The organism is Chryseobacterium sp. G0201 (genome assembly GCF_003815655.1).
In the GTDB taxonomy this organism is placed as follows: domain Bacteria; phylum Bacteroidota; class Bacteroidia; order Flavobacteriales; family Weeksellaceae; genus Chryseobacterium.
This window is the reverse complement of record NZ_CP033917.1, coordinates 620,058-637,985: the sequence shown is the minus strand read 5'-3', so window position 1 is coordinate 637,985 and position 17,928 is coordinate 620,058. Positions and strand designations below refer to the sequence as shown.

Annotated in this window: 18 protein-coding genes; 7 read left to right on the top strand and 11 right to left on the bottom strand. The window is 33.4% G+C overall.

Going from position 1 to position 17,928, the window contains the following annotated elements:
• The first annotated feature begins 25 nt into the window (after positions 1–25).
• Positions 26–2,461: a TonB-dependent receptor gene (locus tag EG348_RS02890; RefSeq protein ID WP_123980500.1), complete on the top strand. Its 2,436-nt coding sequence runs from the start codon at positions 26–28 to the stop codon at positions 2,459–2,461.
• A 70-nt stretch (positions 2,462–2,531) separates the two neighbouring features.
• Here EG348_RS02890 and EG348_RS02885 read toward each other — a convergent pair whose 3' ends face one another.
• The gene (locus tag EG348_RS02885) at positions 2,532–3,119 is read right to left on the bottom strand and encodes a leucine-rich repeat domain-containing protein (protein ID WP_123980498.1); all 588 of its coding nucleotides are present in this window, start codon (positions 3,117–3,119) and stop codon (positions 2,532–2,534) included.
• Between the two features lie 24 nt (positions 3,120–3,143).
• Positions 3,144–3,782 carry an MBL fold metallo-hydrolase gene (locus tag EG348_RS02880; protein ID WP_123980496.1) on the bottom strand — a complete coding sequence of 213 codons (639 nt, stop codon included), beginning with the start codon at positions 3,780–3,782 and terminating at the stop codon, positions 3,144–3,146.
• A 243-nt stretch (positions 3,783–4,025) separates the two neighbouring features.
• Between EG348_RS02880 and EG348_RS02875 the strand changes: the two genes are divergently transcribed.
• Positions 4,026–5,240, top strand: a complete 1,215-nt coding sequence (locus tag EG348_RS02875; RefSeq protein ID WP_123980494.1) for a type IX secretion system plug protein domain-containing protein — start codon at positions 4,026–4,028, stop codon at positions 5,238–5,240.
• A 92-nt stretch (positions 5,241–5,332) separates the two neighbouring features.
• On the opposite strand, the gene EG348_RS02870 is transcribed toward EG348_RS02875, so the two are convergent.
• The 5 genes from EG348_RS02870 to EG348_RS02850 all read right to left on the bottom strand — a co-directional run bounded on the left by EG348_RS02870 (position 5,333) and on the right by EG348_RS02850 (position 8,880).
• A complete protein-coding gene (locus EG348_RS02870; RefSeq protein ID WP_123980492.1) occupies positions 5,333–5,593 on the bottom strand; it encodes a hypothetical protein in 261 nt (86 codons plus the stop codon).
• Entirely contained in the window at positions 5,593–5,823 is a 231-nt protein-coding gene (locus tag EG348_RS02865; RefSeq protein WP_123980489.1) for a hypothetical protein, read from the bottom strand. Before EG348_RS02865 ends, EG348_RS02870 begins: the two co-directional genes overlap by 1 nt.
• A 692-nt stretch (positions 5,824–6,515) precedes the next feature.
• Complete coding sequence (gene hemH, locus EG348_RS02860) at positions 6,516–7,538, bottom strand: ferrochelatase (protein ID WP_123980487.1); 1,023 nt, start codon at positions 7,536–7,538, stop codon at positions 6,516–6,518.
• Positions 7,538–7,993, bottom strand: coding sequence for a hypothetical protein (locus tag EG348_RS02855; protein ID WP_123980485.1), 456 nt, complete (start codon positions 7,991–7,993; stop codon positions 7,538–7,540). Before EG348_RS02855 ends, hemH begins: the two co-directional genes overlap by 1 nt.
• Positions 7,994–8,001: 8 nt before the next feature.
• Complete coding sequence (locus EG348_RS02850; protein ID WP_123980483.1) at positions 8,002–8,880, bottom strand: NifU family protein; 879 nt, start codon at positions 8,878–8,880, stop codon at positions 8,002–8,004.
• A gap of 153 nt (positions 8,881–9,033) precedes the next feature.
• Between EG348_RS02850 and EG348_RS02845 the strand changes: the two genes are divergently transcribed.
• A complete protein-coding gene (locus EG348_RS02845) occupies positions 9,034–9,570 on the top strand; it encodes a gamma carbonic anhydrase family protein (protein WP_123980481.1) in 537 nt (178 codons plus the stop codon).
• A gap of 195 nt (positions 9,571–9,765) precedes the next feature.
• On the opposite strand, the gene EG348_RS02840 is transcribed toward EG348_RS02845, so the two are convergent.
• The gene (locus EG348_RS02840; RefSeq protein WP_123980479.1) at positions 9,766–10,221 is read right to left on the bottom strand and encodes a hypothetical protein; all 456 of its coding nucleotides are present in this window, start codon (positions 10,219–10,221) and stop codon (positions 9,766–9,768) included.
• Between the two features lie 84 nt (positions 10,222–10,305).
• Here EG348_RS02840 and EG348_RS02835 point away from each other — a divergent pair, with 84 nt between their 5' ends.
• A complete protein-coding gene (locus tag EG348_RS02835) occupies positions 10,306–12,432 on the top strand; it encodes a helix-turn-helix domain-containing protein (protein WP_123980477.1) in 2,127 nt (708 codons plus the stop codon).
• A gap of 56 nt (positions 12,433–12,488) precedes the next feature.
• Here the strand turns inward: EG348_RS02835 and EG348_RS02830 are convergent, their stop codons facing one another.
• Complete coding sequence (locus EG348_RS02830) at positions 12,489–12,938, bottom strand: hypothetical protein (protein WP_185145492.1); 450 nt, start codon at positions 12,936–12,938, stop codon at positions 12,489–12,491.
• 16 nt (positions 12,939–12,954) lie between these two features.
• Positions 12,955–13,557, bottom strand: coding sequence for a DUF2971 domain-containing protein (locus tag EG348_RS02825; protein WP_123980475.1), 603 nt, complete (start codon positions 13,555–13,557; stop codon positions 12,955–12,957).
• A gap of 437 nt (positions 13,558–13,994) precedes the next feature.
• Between EG348_RS02825 and EG348_RS02820 the strand changes: the two genes are divergently transcribed.
• From EG348_RS02820 to EG348_RS02810, 3 genes are all read left to right on the top strand, one after another.
• A complete protein-coding gene (locus tag EG348_RS02820; protein WP_123980473.1) occupies positions 13,995–14,999 on the top strand; it encodes an LLM class flavin-dependent oxidoreductase in 1,005 nt (334 codons plus the stop codon).
• 67 nt (positions 15,000–15,066) lie between these two features.
• On the top strand, positions 15,067–16,188 hold the full coding sequence (gene ribB, locus EG348_RS02815; RefSeq protein WP_123980471.1) for a 3,4-dihydroxy-2-butanone-4-phosphate synthase: 1,122 nt from the start codon (positions 15,067–15,069) through the stop codon (positions 16,186–16,188).
• A 196-nt stretch (positions 16,189–16,384) separates the two neighbouring features.
• Positions 16,385–16,936 (top strand): hypothetical protein, encoded by a 552-nt coding sequence (locus EG348_RS02810; RefSeq protein ID WP_123980469.1) that lies wholly within the window; start codon positions 16,385–16,387, stop codon positions 16,934–16,936.
• 23 nt (positions 16,937–16,959) lie between these two features.
• On the opposite strand, the gene fmt is transcribed toward EG348_RS02810, so the two are convergent.
• Positions 16,960–17,907 carry a methionyl-tRNA formyltransferase gene (gene fmt, locus EG348_RS02805; protein WP_123980467.1) on the bottom strand — a complete coding sequence of 316 codons (948 nt, stop codon included), beginning with the start codon at positions 17,905–17,907 and terminating at the stop codon, positions 16,960–16,962.
• Between the last annotated feature and the right edge of the window lie 21 nt (positions 17,908–17,928).

Here is a 17,928-nt window from a genome sequence, read left to right as displayed (position 1 = left end):
ACTAACTATAAAAAATCATAGGGCTATGAAAAAAAAATCGATCTTTTTAATTGCCGGTATTGCAACGCTTTACTTCAATAATGCGTATGCTCAGGAAACTCCACAGGATTCTACCAGATCGGCATCTATTGAACAAGTTGTGATCACTGGTAACTCAAATCCTAAAAAGAAAATAGAATCCAGTACCGCAATTTCTACATTCAGTGCAAAAGAAATTCAGAAACAAAACCCAATCAGTGCGGCGGCTTTATTACAGAGAGTTCCCGGTTTTGCAGTTGAAACTTCTGGTGGTGAAGTAGGAAACAACCTTTTCGCGAGAGGTATTCCTTCTGCAGGAGCGTACGAATTTGTGCAGGTTCAGGAAGATGGATTACCCGTTTTTGAAGATGGAGCTTTGCAATTTGCGAATGCGGATAATTTCTTCCGTGTAGATAATTCAGTAAGCAGATTAGAAGCTTTGAGAGGAGGTTCGGGATCTATTTATGCAACCAATTCTCCGGGAGGTTTGATCAACTTTATTACAAAAGAAGGAGGTAACGATTTTAGAGGAAGCGCAAAACTTGAGACGAGTACTTACGGTTTGATGCGTACTGATCTTAATGTTGGAGGTGCTTTGGTTCAGGATAAATTATTCTTCAATGTCGGTGGTTTCTATAGAAGTGATGACGGAATCAGAAAAACAGGGTTTAAAGCCAATCAGGGTGGACAAATCAGAATGAATCTGAAATACGTTTTCGATAAAGGCTATGCTAAAGTGTATTATAAAAAACTGGACGACAGAAATACATTCTATCTTCCGATTCCTTTGACAAGAGATGGAAACGATATAAAAGAATTTGCCGGTTTTGATGCAAATTATGGAACGTACAGCTACCGAGCGATCAGCCAGTTGGATATTCCTCAAGCCGGAGGCGGTTTTTTCAACAGAAATTTAGAAGATGGAATTCATCCGAAAGTTGATGTGTTGGGAGCAGAATTTAAATATGATCTTGGAAATAATTTCACTGTTTTAAACAAAACAAGATATACCAATATCAATATGAATTACACTGGGATTTTCCCGGCTGGCGGACCTGCAACAGGTGCTAAATTCGCAAGTGATAATGGGATCGCAGGAAATAATTATCAATATTCATTAGTAAGCAACGGAGCTATTGTAAATCCACAATTTGTACAGGAATTAGGTTTTTGGGCAATTGATAAGCAGATGAATAATTTTGTGAATGACTTACAGTTCAATTATAAATTCGATAAAGGAAATGTAACGGCAGGTTTCTATAAATCCAATTGGAAATCCCATCAATACTGGAACTGGAGCAATATTTTAACGACAGCAACAGACAGACCGGAGCTTCTTAATTTGGTTGATACTTCATTAAATCCAAACAGTGTTGGATATTCTAAAACATACAACGGTGTTACAGATATGACTTTCCTTCAGAGAGATACACAAACTCAAGGAAGTTTGAATGATCTTTATGCAAATTTAGACTACAATATTACGGATGATTTAAGTATTAATGCAGGACTTCGTTACAGCCATGATTATTATAAAGGAAATTTTGCAAACACAACGACTGCCAATCTTAATAATTCAGGGTTAACGACAGACGGAACTCATAGTTTTTTAACAACAACAGCGGACGATAATATGAGTGTTTTAGGAAATAAATACACGTATTGGAATTACAATATTGATAAAGTTTCTTTCACCCTTGCTGCAAATTATAAAATCAACAAGGAAAATGCAGTGTATGCGCGTTTTTCTAATGGTTTCAGATCTCCGAACGAAGAAGCGTATTATAATTATTTCTCTAACCCGACACCGGATCAGCCTTTGAAATCTGTATCAACCAATCAATTGGAAGTTGGATATAAATATTATTCAAGAACATTTGATATTGCTGTAATTCCTTTTTATTCTACACTTAAAAACCTTTCGTTTACAGATGTTTTCTCTAATGGAACTTCAGAAAATACCTTCGCCAATACGAAAAACTTTGGGGTTGAGCTGGAAGGATATGCACGATTGTTTAATAATGTTGTAGAGCTTACTTTTAACGGAACGATTCAAAATCCTAAATATGATGGTTTGGAAGCGGGAAGTGTTTTGGAAGGGAATGTAGTAAGAAGAATTCCGAAATTATATTTTAATATTTCGCCAGCCATAAATATTACAAAAGAATGGAGAACGTATGTAAGCTACAATTATTATGGTAAGCGTTTTCAGGATCAAACCAATCAGGATACTTTGCCTGCATTTGGTGAAGTTGGTGCCGGAATGTCTTATCAGTTAGGAAAAATACGTTTTGCAGTTGACGCAACAAACGTTTTCAATACCATCGGAATTACAGAAGGAGATCCAAGATCACAATCTGTACAACAAGCGGGTAGTACGACAATTATGGCTAGACCAATTATGGGTGCTGCTGTAAGAGCGTCAGTTGCCTTTGACTTCTAAACAATTAGTTTTTTTCATATCAAATTAAGAAACCGTCAGATTTTTCTGACGGTTTCTTAATTTTGACAAATTATATCTTAGTTCTTCTCATTGCTTTTTTCAAACTTTCCAAATCATCATCATCGAATTTTCTTGAACCAGATAAACTTATTTCTTTTAAATTCTTGGGAAATAGATCAGGGTTGAGATCTGTTAATTCTGTACTACAAAGTCCTAAACTTCTTAAGTTTTGCATTTGATTTAATGTTGAAGGTAATTTATTCAACTTGCAATTTTCAATACGTAGCGTTTTTAAATTTTCTAATTGACATATTGAGTCCGGAATTGAATCTATATCATTTCCTCTAACCATTAAATATTTTAATGATTTTATTTGAGTAAGCCATTCAGGAAAGGTTTTGAATGGAAGATTTAGAAGTGAAATCTTTTTTAATTTTTTTAAGCTGGCAATTTCTTCGGGAAGTTCAAAATCATCCAAATTATAAATAGAAGGATCAGCCTGAATTTCTAAGGTTCTTAAGTTGATGAAATGTGAAAAAATAGCACCTTTATCCTTTAGATTGTATTCTATAAATATTAGACTTAGTTTTTTGCAATCCTTTGGATTTTGAATTGCATCACTTAATGCTAAAAATTTAGTTTTTTTAAAGAAGCGCATCTTTTGGGATATTTTGTTTCTTTTTTACTTCAAAAACGGATTATGTTCCTTCTCAAATCCAATCGACGTAGGATTTCCATGACCAGAGAAAACTTGTGTTTCATCATCAAGAATAAAAAGCTTAGTTTTAATTCCATCAATTAATTGCTCGTAGTTTCCTTTGTAAAGATCGGTTCTCCCAATACTTTGTTCAAAAAGAACATCACCAGAGATCATGAATTTCTGATTTTCGTTATGATAAACTACGCTTCCCGGAGAATGTCCCGGAACATGATAAATTTTAAATTTTTCTCCGTCTAGTTCCAATTCATCGCCTTCATTTACGTATTCTACTTCAACTTTTACAGGATCAATTTGAAAACCGAATCTCATTCCGCTTGCTTGGAGCATATCCAATACTTCTTGATCATCCTGATGCATCGTTACAGGAACTTTAAATGTATCAAAAGCCCATTGCAAGCCTAAAACATGATCGATATGGGCATGAGTCAACAATATTTTCTGGATTTTTAAATCGTTTTCTTTAATGAAGCTGTCGATCGCTTTTGTTTCCTGTTCGTTCATATTTCCCGGATCGATCAACCAGGCATTTTTGTTTTCATTGTAAACTATATAAGTATTTTCGCTCGCAAAATTGAATACGAAACCTTGAATCTGAAGCATATGCTGAATGTTTTTTATTAGGACAAATTTAACCACAAAAGTTTTATTTATCTTAATAATTAGACAACTTTCCATGAAGTTTGTCATTCCGCAGGAATCTCGACTGTTGAATTATAAAAACTATGTTTAGATTCCTACGGAATGACAAAGAAAGTGTTTACCTACAAAGCTTTTGTATATTTTGTCGTTTCAAAATCTTAATAAGTGTAAGTAAAATCCCATTTTTTCGTTATCTTCGTCATAATGAAAACTTTGCGCATACTTTTACTTTCTTTGAGTGGTTTGGTTTTTGGACAAAACATTCAAAGTATACAATTATTCAATCCACAGACGAATGATGAAACTCCGGTGATCAACCTTAATCAGACCTTGATTTTAAGTTTTGATGACCTTACAAATTCAAGCGATATTTTTAGATATACCATCAAGCATTATGACAGAAACTGGCAGGATGACAATCTATTCTTTACAGAATTTGCCAATGGAAGTTTAAATGGTATGCTGGATAAATTTCAGTATTCATTCAATACATTACAGGCTTATACACACTATACGCTGACGTTTCCTAATGACAAAATGCAGCCCAAAGTTTCAGGAAATTTTGAGTTGATTGTTTATAAAGATTCTGCAGACAAGCCACTTTTTAAAAGAAGATTTTACGTGGTTGAAGATAATGCTACCTTAGCTTTAAATATTTCAAGAATTTCAGATGCAAGAAATCCGAATGCGAACCAAAGGGTAGAAGTACAGGCAGTTTCAAAAGGCGGAGATCTATCTTCTAATGTCAATTCAATGAGCTTGAATGTGATGCAGAATAACAATCCGAATGTTGCAATTAATAATTTAAAACCAAGCGCAACTTTAGGAAATAAATTACTTTTCCAGCAAATGAACTTGGTTTTCCCGGGAAATAATGAATTTTATTATTTTGATAATAAAAATATGAATATGCCGGCAGATATGGTTCGCGCCACTGAGCAGAAGGATGGAGTAAATCAAACCTATCTTCATCCGGTTTGGGCTTTTCCTCTGAATTATCAATATCAGCCGGACGTTAACGGAGCTTGGTATTACAGAAGAAATGACATCGGAATTGAAAGAAATGCAGAAAGAGAGGCAGATTATTCTTGGGTGTATTTCTCTTTGGATTCCGATCCTGTGGATAAAGAGATTTATGTGTTGGGAGGTTTTAATAATTTTCAGCCAAGCAAAGAAAATCAGATGCAGTATGATGAAGCCGGAAAAAAATATGTTGCTAAAATATTCCTGAAACAAGGTTTCTACAACTACATTCTGGCAACAAAAAATCCAGATGGTTCATTGAATTTCGGTGAAGTGAACGGTAATTTCTGGCAGACGGAAAACCTGTATCAGGCATTTTTATATTATGCACCTTTTGGTAGAAGCTATGATGGTTTGATGGGGTATGGTGAGTTCAGAACTCCTGTGAGAAAATAATTAATGTAAAAAAACCTTATAGGTGTCAACTCCTATAAGGTTCTACATATAAAATAGTCCTGAAATTGTGCTAATATTTTATTTAATCATTTTTAGCTATTAATTTCCTTAAAAATTGCCGTAATAAACAAGCTTTCTTCATTTTCAAAAATGTAATGAATGTGAACGGGGAAGTTCTGCATCGTCATTTTTTGGAGTTCTGTTTCCGGATCTTCAGAATTTTCCACAATTTGTTGGATCGATTCTTTCAGATCTTCCAGAAAATAGGCTCCTTTATGTTCTTTTTCTGCATTAAAAACTCTCATAAGAAGTCTTATGTCATTCTTTGCAATGGAGGACAAAAATACTTTCATCACGCAATATTCTTTTCCAGCTCAGAAATATTTTCATAAAAATCAAGTTTTGTCTTCGGATTCTCGTTATGAAACTGAATTCTATATAAAACTTCATCCATTTGAAACTGAGGAACGGAAAATCTATTCTGCATTTCTAACTTTTCTACCATTCTTGCCAAAGTTTCAAGCAATTCAGGAGTGAAGCTTTCGATCTTATGTTTTAAAATTTCGGCAGTTGCATTCATCATTTTTAATTTTTATGGTTAATGCTATTCTTTTGATGGGGTAAAGTTAAGAAAAATATTTAAAATTTAGAGTTTTGTTTAAAAATAATAGGGGTGTAATTTAAAATTTAACAATTATTTTAAACCTAACAATTAAAATATAGGGGTGCTCTTAGAAATATTATTTTTTTGTTTTTATTTGAAGCTTTTTCCAGCTTTCCGCTATATCTTTTTGGTTACGGGCTCCGCTTCGCTCCGCCCGCAACCAAAAAGGATGTCGCTGCAATCCGGGCTAGGGTGGTAGTCGTACTTTCAACATCCGTCATTGCTAACCGAAAGTGGGTAATCTCATAAAAGATTTAATAAAAAGAGATGCTTCGACTCCGCTCAGCATGACACGTCTAATACTAACCGTCTTATTTTACGGTAATTTGTAGCGATGTCATGCTGAGCGGAGTCGAAGCATCTATTAAATAAAGGTATATAAGTCAGATTTTAGCCCAAAATATAAGTTGAAGCCGTCTCATCACCAGAATGGGCAGAAACTATTTTGGTTTAACAATTCTCATTATGTGACGAAGAGAATTAAAATAGGTTGGAGTTTTCTCACAATGAGACAGGGAGAAATTATTGTGATTGAAAGATTCTGAGCCTGTGATAATGTCAACTTATATTTACACAAAAAAATAACCTCCGTTTCCGAAGGTTACTATATTTTAAACTAAATAGAATTCATTGAGTTTTTCTTCACAAAGTGTTTTTACGACTTCAATCCAGCGGTCTTCATCGTTCAGACACGGGATGTAATGGAAATTTTCTCCACCACCATGTAAGAACTGTTCTTTTCCTTCAACTGAAATTTCTTCCAGTGTTTCCAGACAATCTGAAACGAAGGCCGGACAAACAATAGCTAGGTTTTTTATTCCTTTTTTGCCGATGCTTTCAAGAGTTTCATCAGTATACGGTTCCATCCATTTGTCTTTTCCTAACCTTGACTGAAACGTAACCATCACTTTTTCTTTGGGTAGTCCTAATTTTTTAATAACAGAATTGGTAACGTCAAAACATTGATGACGGTAGCAAAACTGATGACTCGGATTATTTTCACGCGAACAGCAATCGTTTAAATTACATGTTTTCGTAGGATCGGTTTTGTAAATATGTCTTTCCGGAACTCCGTGATAAGAGAACTGTAAGGCATCGAAGTTTTCAGGAAGTTTTTCTTTGATACTTTCTGCCAGACAATCGGTGTAGATCTCTCTATTATAAAAAGGTTGTATATAATTGATCTTTACATTCGGGAAGCTTTTTTTTCTTACTTCTTCTGCCTTATCGATCACCGTTTCCGTTGTGCTCATCGCATATTGCGGATACAATGGGAAAAGTACGATCTCGGTAACGCCTTGATCAACTAATTTTTGAATTCCAGCTTCAATACTTGGCTGAGCATATCTCATCCCGATTTCCACAGGAACATCTACCAGTTTTTGAAGTTTCTTCTGGATTTTTTGAGTGATCACGATCAAGGGCGAACCCTGTTCTGTCCAGACCGTTTTATAAGCTTCCGCAGATTTTGCAGGTCTTGTATTTAAAATAATTCCACGAACTAAAAGCGCACGAAAGATCCAGCGATAATCAATTACTTTTTCGTCCATAAGGAATTCGTCAAGATATTCCTTTACATCACTTACCGCCGTTGATCTTGGCGAACCAAGATTTACTAATAGAATTCCTTTCATTATTTATTTAGATTTTCCAGTTGTCCATCAACAGTTGGACCATAGTTTTTCTTTAAGTGAAAAATATACACTTCTCTGGCAAGCATTTCCTCATCTTTTGTAATTCCGAAAGAATTAAGGTATTTGTCACCTTTTTCAGTGATTATTTTTGTGAACAGCGCGAAGTATTCTTCAGGATGGTCACTTAAGAAATTTTCTCCTTTAGATTTTTTGATTTCGTCTTGAGTTTCTTTGTCAAGCTTGTAATAATAGTTGACATAGTAATCCAGAAAAGTTGTATTCTTTTTATTAAGCTTATCAAAAACAATATCCATTTTCTGAAGGCTGTCTTTGGCTAAATTAGATTTCACAAGATCTTCATGAAATCCAATATTAATATCAGAATGTGATTCTGTTTCTTTCTTGCACGAAAGGATACTGAGACTGAAGCAAACTAAAAGAAAAAATATTCTCATATTAATAATTATCCGTTTACAGCTTCTACTCTTTCTACCAAATCTGGTACAAATTGTTTTAAAATACCTTCAATTCCGTTTTTCAAAGTAGCCGTAGAACTTGGGCATCCTGAGCAAGCTCCCTGTAAAAGCATTCTTGCTGTTTTTGTAGATTGAACGTATTCCATCAAAGAGATTTTCCCACCGTCATTTTCTACTGCAGGAGCAACGTATTCATTTAATATATCAGATATTTTCTGCTCGTCGTCTGTATAATCTCTGTTGATAATCTTTTCTACAGGATTTTCGTGAGTTTGAGCTTCTATCGTTGAGATTTCACCACCGTTTTGTAAATAGTCAGCGATTAAGCCGCGAACAGCCATCATTACTTGGTGCCATTCCACAGAATTATCTCTAGTTACCGCCACAAAATTATCAGAAATAAAAACTTCCTTCGCAAAATCAAACTCTTTAAAAATAGCCTGAGCTAAAGGAACTCCTTCAGATTGTTCTCTGGATTTTACTTCAACAAAACCTTCCAATAACAGTTTGCTTGAAACGAACTTCATCACCGCTGGATTTGGGGTCATTTCTGCATAGATCTGATACATTTCCTTTTTCTTTTGAAGGTAAATTCTAGGATTAGCCAATAGTTCGTCTTCAATGATGTTTTTCAGACTTTCAACTACATGTTCCCATTCAACAGTGTCTTGTTTGGCAACCGCTACAAAATTTGCAGTAATAAAAATTCTTTCAACAAAAGGATAATTGAAAAGTTCTTGTGCCAAAGGAATTTCTGAAACATCAGAATCTCTGTCCAGTTCCAAAGACCCGGGAATCAAGTTGTAATCTGCTACAAATTTCATCACTTTTGGGTTTTCAGTTGGTTCTATAAGTATAGTATGCATTTTTTCGTTAAATTTGAGATACAAAAATACGGATTTAGAAGTTAGAAGCTAGAAGTTAGAAGTTAGATTTTTGCTATCGACATCATTTAAAAATCGTGAAGTAAAAATTTAATTGCTAAATCGGCTCATTTTTCAAATTTTCAAAATAAAAATATGGCACTGATAAAAGAACTTTTAGGAAAAGCACCACAAATAGGAGAAAATACTTTTTTGGCAGAAACAGCAACAATTATTGGTGATGTTGTGATGGGAAAAGATTGCAGTATCTGGTATAATGCGGTGATAAGAGGTGATGTGAATTACATCAAAATGGGAGATAAAGTAAATGTGCAGGATAATGCAATGCTGCACTGTACGTATCAAAAATTTCCTTTAATTATAGGAAATAACGTTTCTATAGGGCACAATGCAATTGTACACGGATGTAAAATTCAGGATAATGTGTTGATCGGGATGGGTTCTATCGTTATGGATGACTGCTTGGTGGAAGAAAATTCGATTGTTGGTGCGGGTTCTGTAGTTACACAGGGAACTCACATTAAGTCCGGTGAAGTTTGGGGCGGTGTTCCGGCAAGAAAAATTAAAGATATTTCTCCTCAATTGTTAGAAGGTGAAGTGAATAGAATTGCTGATAATTATGTGAAATATTCTTCATGGTATAAAGATAATGTGAAAGAAGTTCAAGGATAGTTTGGATGTGAACAGTCAATTTTGCTTCGCAAGTCAATTAACTTCGTTGCCTTTTTTAGGATAATTAAATTCATTTGCGAAGCAAAATTGACTATTTACATTTTAATAATTCACAAAAAAAGCATTGTCAATTTTGACAATGCTTTTTTTTAAATCCTTAGTGAGAAAACTCCTGATCGAGTTCGTGTGTTTATTTTATTCTACAGGGTAAACAACCTCTGCTTTTCCATTAATACATCTTATTGCTGCTGGTTCTCCTACGAATGAACAGTCTGATGTAATGTTATATTTTTTGTTGAATTCAGCTTCTTTTGTGTTATAAGCCTCAATCTTAGGAAGAATTTGAGCTTCTAATTTTGCAGGATAAGCGATGTAAGATTTTGGTCCACCACAAGCTTTAGATCCAATTGGAGCGGGTTTCCATTCATTTGTAGTTGCATCGGTACATTTTTCTTTGGAAATCTCGGCATCAATTTCAGCTCTAAGTTTATCTAATTGTGCCTGATCGTATTTCTGACTGTTTTCGTCGGCAGGCCTTTCCGAAATATCCTTAGGTAGATTAGTATTAGGGTCAACTTTTGCTTTACATGAATTTAAAACAAAAAATGAAAATAGCACCAAAATAGGAACCTGAATGAATAATTTTTTCATAAAATAAATTTTTTCTTTTCTCTAATTCTCAAAAGTTGTGCCAACATAAAAAATTCAAATTCATTTTCCGTAATTTTGCCGGCGATGAACAATCATTTTTTTGACTTAATAGAATATACCAACAGAAGTGTTTTCTTAACAGGTAAAGCAGGTACAGGAAAAACAACTTTCCTGAACGATTTTGTAAAACGTACAAAAAAGAAGCATATTGTAGTGGCTCCTACGGGAATTGCTGCGATCAATGCGGGAGGTGTTACCATTCACTCGATGTTTGGGTTGCCTTTAAGAACCTTTTTACCGACAACTGACCGTATCGATACCAGTTTGGCGAATAATATTGCCGATCTGATGCCTCATTTTAAATACAGAAAAGATAAACTTAAACTTTTACGCGAAGTTGAGGTGCTTATTATTGATGAGGTTTCAATGTTGAGAGCGGATGTTTTGGATATGATGGATTTTTCTTTACGATTCATCAGAAGAAATAGCCAAAGATTTGGAGGTGTTCAAATGCTGTTCATCGGAGATTTGTATCAGCTTCCGCCGGTGGTGAGAGATGAGCATATTTTAAAAATGTTTTATAATTCACCTTTCTTTTTCGACAGTCATGCGATCAAAGAAGTGCCTTTACTGACGATCGAATTAACAAAAGTTTACCGACAGTCTGATGAAAGTTTCTTAGATATTTTGAATGCAATCCGAGATGGAGATGTAGGAAGCATAGATTTCGAACATCTTAATGAAAGATATGATCCTACGTTTGAAACAGGAACTGAATCTTACGTTTACTTGTGTTCTCACAATAAAATGGCAGATGAGATCAATCAGGAAAAATTAAAGGAAATAAAAGTTGATCCGACTACTTTTGAAGCCAAACTTTTCGGAGAATTTAAAGAAAATCAATTTCCCAACGAGCAGTTTTTAGAACTGAAAATTGGCGCTCAGGTCATGTTTATCCGAAATGATATTTCCGGAGAAAAAAGATATTTTAACGGAAAGTTAGGTGAAATTTCCGCTTTAGATGAAAATGAAATTAAAGTAGTTCTCGACGGAAGCGAAAGAGAAATTACCGTAAAAAGAGAAGTTTGGGAACAGAAAAAATATTTTCTGGACACTGATAAAAATATTAAAGAAGAAGTTTTAGGAAGCTTCGAGCAGTTTCCTATAAAATTGGCTTGGGCGGTTACGATCCATAAAAGTCAGGGATTGACATTTGATAAAGTGATTATCGATGCCGGAAAAAGTTTTACGGCAGGTCAGGTCTATGTTGCCTTGTCGCGTTGCCGAACGTTAGAAGGAATTGTGTTGAAATCTAAAATTACGCCTGAAGTTATTTTTAAAGATAACAGAATTCTGCAGTTTCAGGGATCTACTTTTGCAAATGATAATGTTGAGGCTATTTTAAATCAGGAAAAATACGATTACAGCATTAAAAAAGTACTTCGTACCGTAGATTCAAGGTGGATTTTAAATGAAGTTGAAGAATGGAATAGGCTTTCAATAACAACAAAAAGTATTGATACGGTAAAAACCAATCAATTATATATCCAGTTAAAGCATGAGGTAACTCAGCTTGGGAAAATTTTCGAAAAGCTGGAAAAAGTGATTTCTCAAAAAGTAAATAATTTCATCGATCAGAAAGAAGAATGGTCTGAAATTGAGGCTAAAACAAAGGGTGCGGTTAATTTCTTTTTTACGGAGATCAGAGATAAAGTTTTCAGTCCGTTAAAAGAATTTTATGCTGAAATAAAAGGCGCAAAAGGCCTAAAACAATACAACGAGGAATTTAGAAACTGGCTGGAAGATGTTGAAGAATATCTGAATAGCTTAAAAGAAGCTCATCTATTAGAAACGAAACTTTTAGATGAAAAAAATGACAAGGAAGTCAGCATGAAAATTGCAAAAGTTCCTTCGCAGGTTCTTACTTTTCAGCTTTTTGAACAAGGGAAAACCATTGCAGAAGTCGCGTTTGAAAGAGGTTTGGTAAAAGAAACCGTGATCGGACATTTAGCAAAATTTGCCGAGCAGGGATTGTTGGATATTTCAAGAGTCATCACTTCGGATAAGATCAAAGCTTTTGAAGATATGTTCTACAAAACTCCTCACGAAACATTGACGGAATGGAAAAATGCTTTACCAAGTAATTTTGAATTTAATGAAATCAGAATTTTGATTAATCATTATAATTTTAAGAAAGAGAAAAATAAATAATAGTATTTTAAAAGGTTTAATAAATGACTTCAAATTCATTATTAAACCTTTTTTATTTAAATATTTAAGATTAATTTTCTGTGATTATTGTCCAAAAAACTCGCGCTACGGCTATTATCTCTATATTCAATTTCAATATTTTCCAGTTCATTAAAACGACTTTTATCAGTTTTGATAAACTCAATTATTGTGAAATATTTTTCATCAATGCTATTAAAATCAACAAGTTTTAAATACTCATCAATCGAATTTCTATCAATCATAATTTTTCCGCTACCAAACTGATGGCGATTTTGTCCATTCTTTTTCACACCTGAAACCCAATATTCTTCTCCGGTTTCTATGTCGAAATGATTTCCCAAAATTCCTGTATTTTTAAGTTTTTTCAACGCTTTGTTGTTAAAATAAACCGTTTGACCGGATTTTGAAAATTCTACAAAACCAATCCATGCCGATCCGTGATGACCAGAGGATTTGTTTTCAATGTACATTATTTTTGATTTCATGGTTTGAAATTATTTCTTATTTTAAGTCAGAATACTTGATTCCTTTTTCTATGTTATATGTTTGAAGTAAATCTGAAATTACATCAAAAAACCATTGTGGGGCTTTGGGACTGACTATAATTTCTTCAATTAAAATATCAATATCTACATTTATATATTTTCCATATTGATTTTCTTCTTGTGACCAATCATAGTTTAAACCTGATTTAAAAGAAACTTTATGTATCAATCTTACTTCTTTTTCATAATCATAATGTATATTTTTATGAATTATGGGATAATTCATGTTACCCATTTTTATTTTATCTTTTTTATAATCAAGATATTTTACCTCACTTACTTGAATTTGCTCTTCTGTATTTGCAAAAGCGGCTTCTATTCTTTCAATATTAGTTGTTATCATAACTCCTTTAGATAAATCAGAGTAAATTTTCCAAAGGGCATAAGATTCTGAATCATATTTATTCCAACAAGAAATACATACTAATTTTTTATATTTTTCTTGGGTTTCTTTTTGATCGACTAATGCTTGTTCCACGTGTTCTTCAACACTGGTGTTAATAATATCTAATAATTTATTTTGAGTAAAATATGTATACCATTCTTTGTAATCTTGCAAACTTAATTCAGGAACTGTTCCTTCATAACGATCTTCAAATTTATCTAATCGTGAAAAGTATAATTTTTTTAGTCTGAATTAATGATATAAATTTTACTAAATCAAGATATCTTACTATTTTGTAATTCTCGTTTGGAAAATATACAGGTGCTGTACTTTGTGTTGGTATTTCAATCGGCATTTTAGTTTTTTTTTAATTATAATTTCAAAAATACAAAATCATAGAAGATTTAAATTGTATAATTAAAATCATTTAATTTAAAACTTAATTTCAATAGTTTTTTCCTGAACTACACCATCAGACTTATCAATTACAAAAAGTAACTAATGCAGTTTAGATGTCTTAAATTTGTTTGGTTTTTTAGACTAAAAACTTAAAGTATGAAATCGACAAAGGAGATTCCATATAATCTTTAAAAAAAGTAAATATCACGTATATGAAAAACTTTGAAATATCTGTTTTAGATCTTGCGCCGGTAAAGCAGGGGAAAAGCATTCATGATAGTTTTCAGGACAGTTTATCTTTAGCAAACTTTACTGAAAATCTTAATTATAACAGATTCTGGCTTGCCGAACATCACAATATGGAAAGCATTGCCAGTTCTGCAACTTCGGTTCTGATTGGTTTTATCGCCAACGGAACAAAAAAAATAAGAGTAGGATCGGGAGGAATTATGCTTCCGAATCACAGTTCATTAGTCATTGCCGAGCAATTCGGAACATTGGAATCTCTTTTTCCGGGAAGAATTGATCTTGGATTAGGAAGAGCTCCGGGAACGGATGGTTTAACGGCTCAGGCTTTGGGTAGAAATCCCGCAATTATTAACGAACAGTTTCCAAGACAAATTTTAGAATTGCAAAAATATTTCTCTAAAGAAAACTCTAATGCGCTGGTTCGCGCCATTCCGGGAGAAGGATTGGATATTCCGCTGTATATTTTGGGTTCGAGTACAGACAGTGCTTGGTTGGCCGCAGAATTGGGACTTCCATATGCTTTCGCAGGACATTTTGCACCTGAACAAATGGAAATGGCTTTCAATATTTACAGAGAACATTTTGAGCCTTCAAAACAATTGGATAAACCTTATATTTTAGCTTGTGTCAATGGAGTTGCCGCGGAAACTACAGAAGAAGCTCACAAACTTTCTACGACTTTATTTCAGGCATTTATCAATATTGTAAGAAACGACAGAAAACCTTTTTCTCCGCCTGTTGATGATATGGATGATATTTGGTCACCAATGGAAAAATCGATGGTTTTACAGAAGCTGAGATATACTTTTATCGGAGATCAATCTGAAATTGCAGAGAAGTTAAAAAGCTTCCAGGAAAAGTTTAATGTTGATGAATTAATGATCAATTCTCACATTTACGATCATCAGAAAAGATTAGCTTCTTACGACATCATCAGAAAAGCCAAAGACTCTTTATTCAAAGCGTAACAAACCATTTATATTAATTGGGAGATGCTTATTTTTATGAGTATCTTTGCAAAAATCTAAAGTAAAAATGTCTGATATTAAATTAAATACTATTCCGGAGGCTATTGAAGACCTTAAAAATGGTAAAATAATCATAGTAGTAGATGATGAAGACAGAGAAAATGAAGGTGATTTTCTTTGTGCTGCAGAACTTACAACACCAGAATTAATCAATTTTATGGCTGTTCACGGAAGGGGGCTTATTTGTATGCCGCTTCCTGAAAAAAGATGTGACGAGCTTGGTTTAGATATCATGGTAAGCCGTAGCAGCGATCCTAAAGAAACGGCGTTTACTGTTTCTGTTGACCTTTTAGGAAACGGAACTTCTACCGGTATTTCTGCTGGTGATAGAGCAAAAACGATCTTAGCGTTGATGGATGAAAATTCAAAACCGACAGATTTTATGAGACCGGGACACATTTTCCCGCTTCGTGCTAAGAAAGGAGGTGTTTTGAAAAGAGCCGGACATACGGAAGCTGCGATTGACTTAACTCAATTAGCAGGCTTAAAAGAAGGTGGAGTGATCTGTGAGATCATGAATGAAGACGGATCAATGTCTCGTTTGCCGGATCTTCAGGTTTTTGCTCAGAAACATGATATGAAGATCGTTTCTATCGAAGATTTGATTCATTATCAGCTTAAAAAAGGAAACCTTATCGACAGATTGGAAGAAAGAAAAGTAAAAACTGCTTATGGTGAGTTTGATTTTTATGCTTTCAGAGAAACTTCAAACGAACAGATCCACTTTGCATTAACAAAAGGAACTTGGACGGTTGATGAGCCTGTTTTGGTAAGAGTTCAGTCTTCTGATTCTTATTTTGATGTGTTGACAAGATTAAATAATGGTGAAAAACCTTTATTGGAGAAAGTGACAAACATGGTAAATGAAGCAGGAAAAGGAGCAATTATTTTCATCAATAACGTTTCAAATTCAGAAAATACACTGAAAAAACTACAACAATTCTTAGATTATCAGGACGGTCAGGAACAACGCCCAACTTTGGCGTATAATTTCAGAGATTACGGTATTGGAACGCAGATATTAAAGAATTTAGGAATCAATAAATTTAAAGTAATCACTCAAAATCCTAATATTAAACCTCAGGTTGGAGGATATGATGTTGAGGTGACGGAGTTGGTTCAACTATAAAAATTTGGATAATTGATTTATCAAATAATTTTTAATTAAATTACTTAAAATGCAATAATCTATTTATAAATATTTAAAAAAGGCTTGAATTTTTCAGGTCTTTTTTTTGATTAAATGTTTTATTTTCAGTTGTTTATCAGATTTTATTTGTTTTATTATTTTTAATTTCATAAGAAATAAATTAAAAATAATTATTATGGAAAAATTTTTTGAAATTATTACGGTAATTGTAGGTAAACTGTTAGATATGTTTATTGGGAAAAAGAAGCGAGAAATAGATTTTAATGAACAAGCTTTAAAGATTGCAAACGAAAATGATCTGTCACCTATTATAAAAGATATAGTTGAAGAAAGACTCGTAGAATTGTTAGTTGGTAAAAATGTAAATATTCATTTTGCAAAAAAGATTCAGAAGTTGAAAATAAAATTAGGAGGAAGGTTTACTGAAAAGCAATTGCGTTCAGTTGAAAAATTTCATAAGGAAGATGAAAATGAAGATTTATATATTGATATAAGCAAAATAAATATTTTTCTCATTAAATTTTTCGCCATCTTTATTTTGGTTACGTTTGGTATTGGTATGGTAAGTTTGTCTATTGTATTTAATGAAATCAACACTATTAATAATTTATTACATTATATTTTGGGGATTATTCTTTGTGGAATTATAGCTTTAATTTTTATAAATATGATTGGAAATGACTTAACAGCGATACAAATGAAGAAACAACAAGACAAATTAATTTAAAACGAAGAAAATGGCTTGATAAATCAAGCCATTTTTATTTCCTCGAAATTTCTGAAACCATTCAGAAAATCTTTGATATTCATTCTTTTCTTTCCTTCCAATTGTAATTCTAAAGGAAAATATATTCCGTCTTGGGTGTAGATCTTAAATTCATTTTTTGAAATATCTAAGCTTCCGGCAGTTTTTCCATGGTCCTCAATTTCAAATTTTCCGCCAAATATTTTCAATCCTTTTTCTTCTTCTCCTATTTTTAAAGTCGTAAAAGCAGCAGGGTAGGGTGACATTCCTAATATAAACTGATGAACTTCTTTTGAAGTTTTTGTCCAGTCTATTCTTGTGTCTTCTTTAAAGATTTTATAAGCGTTTTTAGGGTGTTCAACGTTTGGCTGAGGTTTTTCTTCAATAGAATTTTCTGCCAAACCGTTTAAGGTTTTTACCACCAATTTTGAGCCCATTTCCATTAATCTATCGTGCAGTGCTCCTGCATTTTCATCAGGGAGAATATTTAATTCTTCCTGAAGTAAAATATTTCCTTCATCTATTTTTTCATTAATGAAGAAAGTTGTGGCACCGGTTTTTTCTTCCCCATTGATAACAGCATAGTTGATTGGTGCAGCACCTCTGTAATCCGGAAGAAGAGAAGCGTGAAGATTGAATGTACCCATTTTAGGCATTTCAAAAAGAACTCTTGGCATCATTCTGAAAGCTACCACGATGAAAACATCAGCATCTAATTTTCTTAGTTCTTCCAAAAACTCTGGATTTCTTAATTTTTCAGGCTGAAAAACAGGAATATTATTTTCTACTGCAAAGATTTTTACAGGAGATTGATTAATTTTTTGTCCGCGCCCGCTTGCTTTATCGGCAACCGTTACAACGCCTACAACTTCATGGTGAGATTGATGAACAGCTTCCAGCGAAGTTTTTGCAAACTCTGGAGTGCCTAAAAAAACTACTTTCAATGATTTCATTTTGCAAAGATAGAAGTCTTT

Bases quoted from the DNA above. Each gene is read 5' to 3' on its own strand.
- EG348_RS02890 (WP_123980500.1), top strand. From the start codon at position 26: ATGAAAAAAAAATCGATCTTTTTAATTGCCGGTATTGCAACGCTTTAC.
- EG348_RS02885 (WP_123980498.1), bottom strand. From the start codon at position 3,119: ATGCGCTTCTTTAAAAAAACTAAATTTTTAGCATTAAGTGATGCAATT.
- EG348_RS02880 (WP_123980496.1), bottom strand. From the start codon at position 3,782: ATGCTTCAGATTCAAGGTTTCGTATTCAATTTTGCGAGCGAAAATACT.
- EG348_RS02875 (WP_123980494.1), top strand. From the start codon at position 4,026: ATGAAAACTTTGCGCATACTTTTACTTTCTTTGAGTGGTTTGGTTTTT.
- EG348_RS02870 (WP_123980492.1), bottom strand. From the start codon at position 5,593: ATGAAAGTATTTTTGTCCTCCATTGCAAAGAATGACATAAGACTTCTT.
- EG348_RS02865 (WP_123980489.1), bottom strand. From the start codon at position 5,823: ATGATGAATGCAACTGCCGAAATTTTAAAACATAAGATCGAAAGCTTC.
- hemH (WP_123980487.1), bottom strand. From the start codon at position 7,538: ATGAAAGGAATTCTATTAGTAAATCTTGGTTCGCCAAGATCAACGGCG.
- EG348_RS02855 (WP_123980485.1), bottom strand. From the start codon at position 7,993: ATGAGAATATTTTTTCTTTTAGTTTGCTTCAGTCTCAGTATCCTTTCG.
- EG348_RS02850 (WP_123980483.1), bottom strand. From the start codon at position 8,880: ATGCATACTATACTTATAGAACCAACTGAAAACCCAAAAGTGATGAAA.
- EG348_RS02845 (WP_123980481.1), top strand. From the start codon at position 9,034: ATGGCACTGATAAAAGAACTTTTAGGAAAAGCACCACAAATAGGAGAA.
- EG348_RS02840 (WP_123980479.1), bottom strand. From the start codon at position 10,221: ATGAAAAAATTATTCATTCAGGTTCCTATTTTGGTGCTATTTTCATTT.
- EG348_RS02835 (WP_123980477.1), top strand. From the start codon at position 10,306: ATGAACAATCATTTTTTTGACTTAATAGAATATACCAACAGAAGTGTT.
- EG348_RS02830 (WP_185145492.1), bottom strand. From the start codon at position 12,938: ATGAAATCAAAAATAATGTACATTGAAAACAAATCCTCTGGTCATCAC.
- EG348_RS02820 (WP_123980473.1), top strand. From the start codon at position 13,995: ATGAAAAACTTTGAAATATCTGTTTTAGATCTTGCGCCGGTAAAGCAG.
- ribB (WP_123980471.1), top strand. From the start codon at position 15,067: ATGTCTGATATTAAATTAAATACTATTCCGGAGGCTATTGAAGACCTT.
- EG348_RS02810 (WP_123980469.1), top strand. From the start codon at position 16,385: ATGGAAAAATTTTTTGAAATTATTACGGTAATTGTAGGTAAACTGTTA.
- fmt (WP_123980467.1), bottom strand. From the start codon at position 17,907: ATGAAATCATTGAAAGTAGTTTTTTTAGGCACTCCAGAGTTTGCAAAA.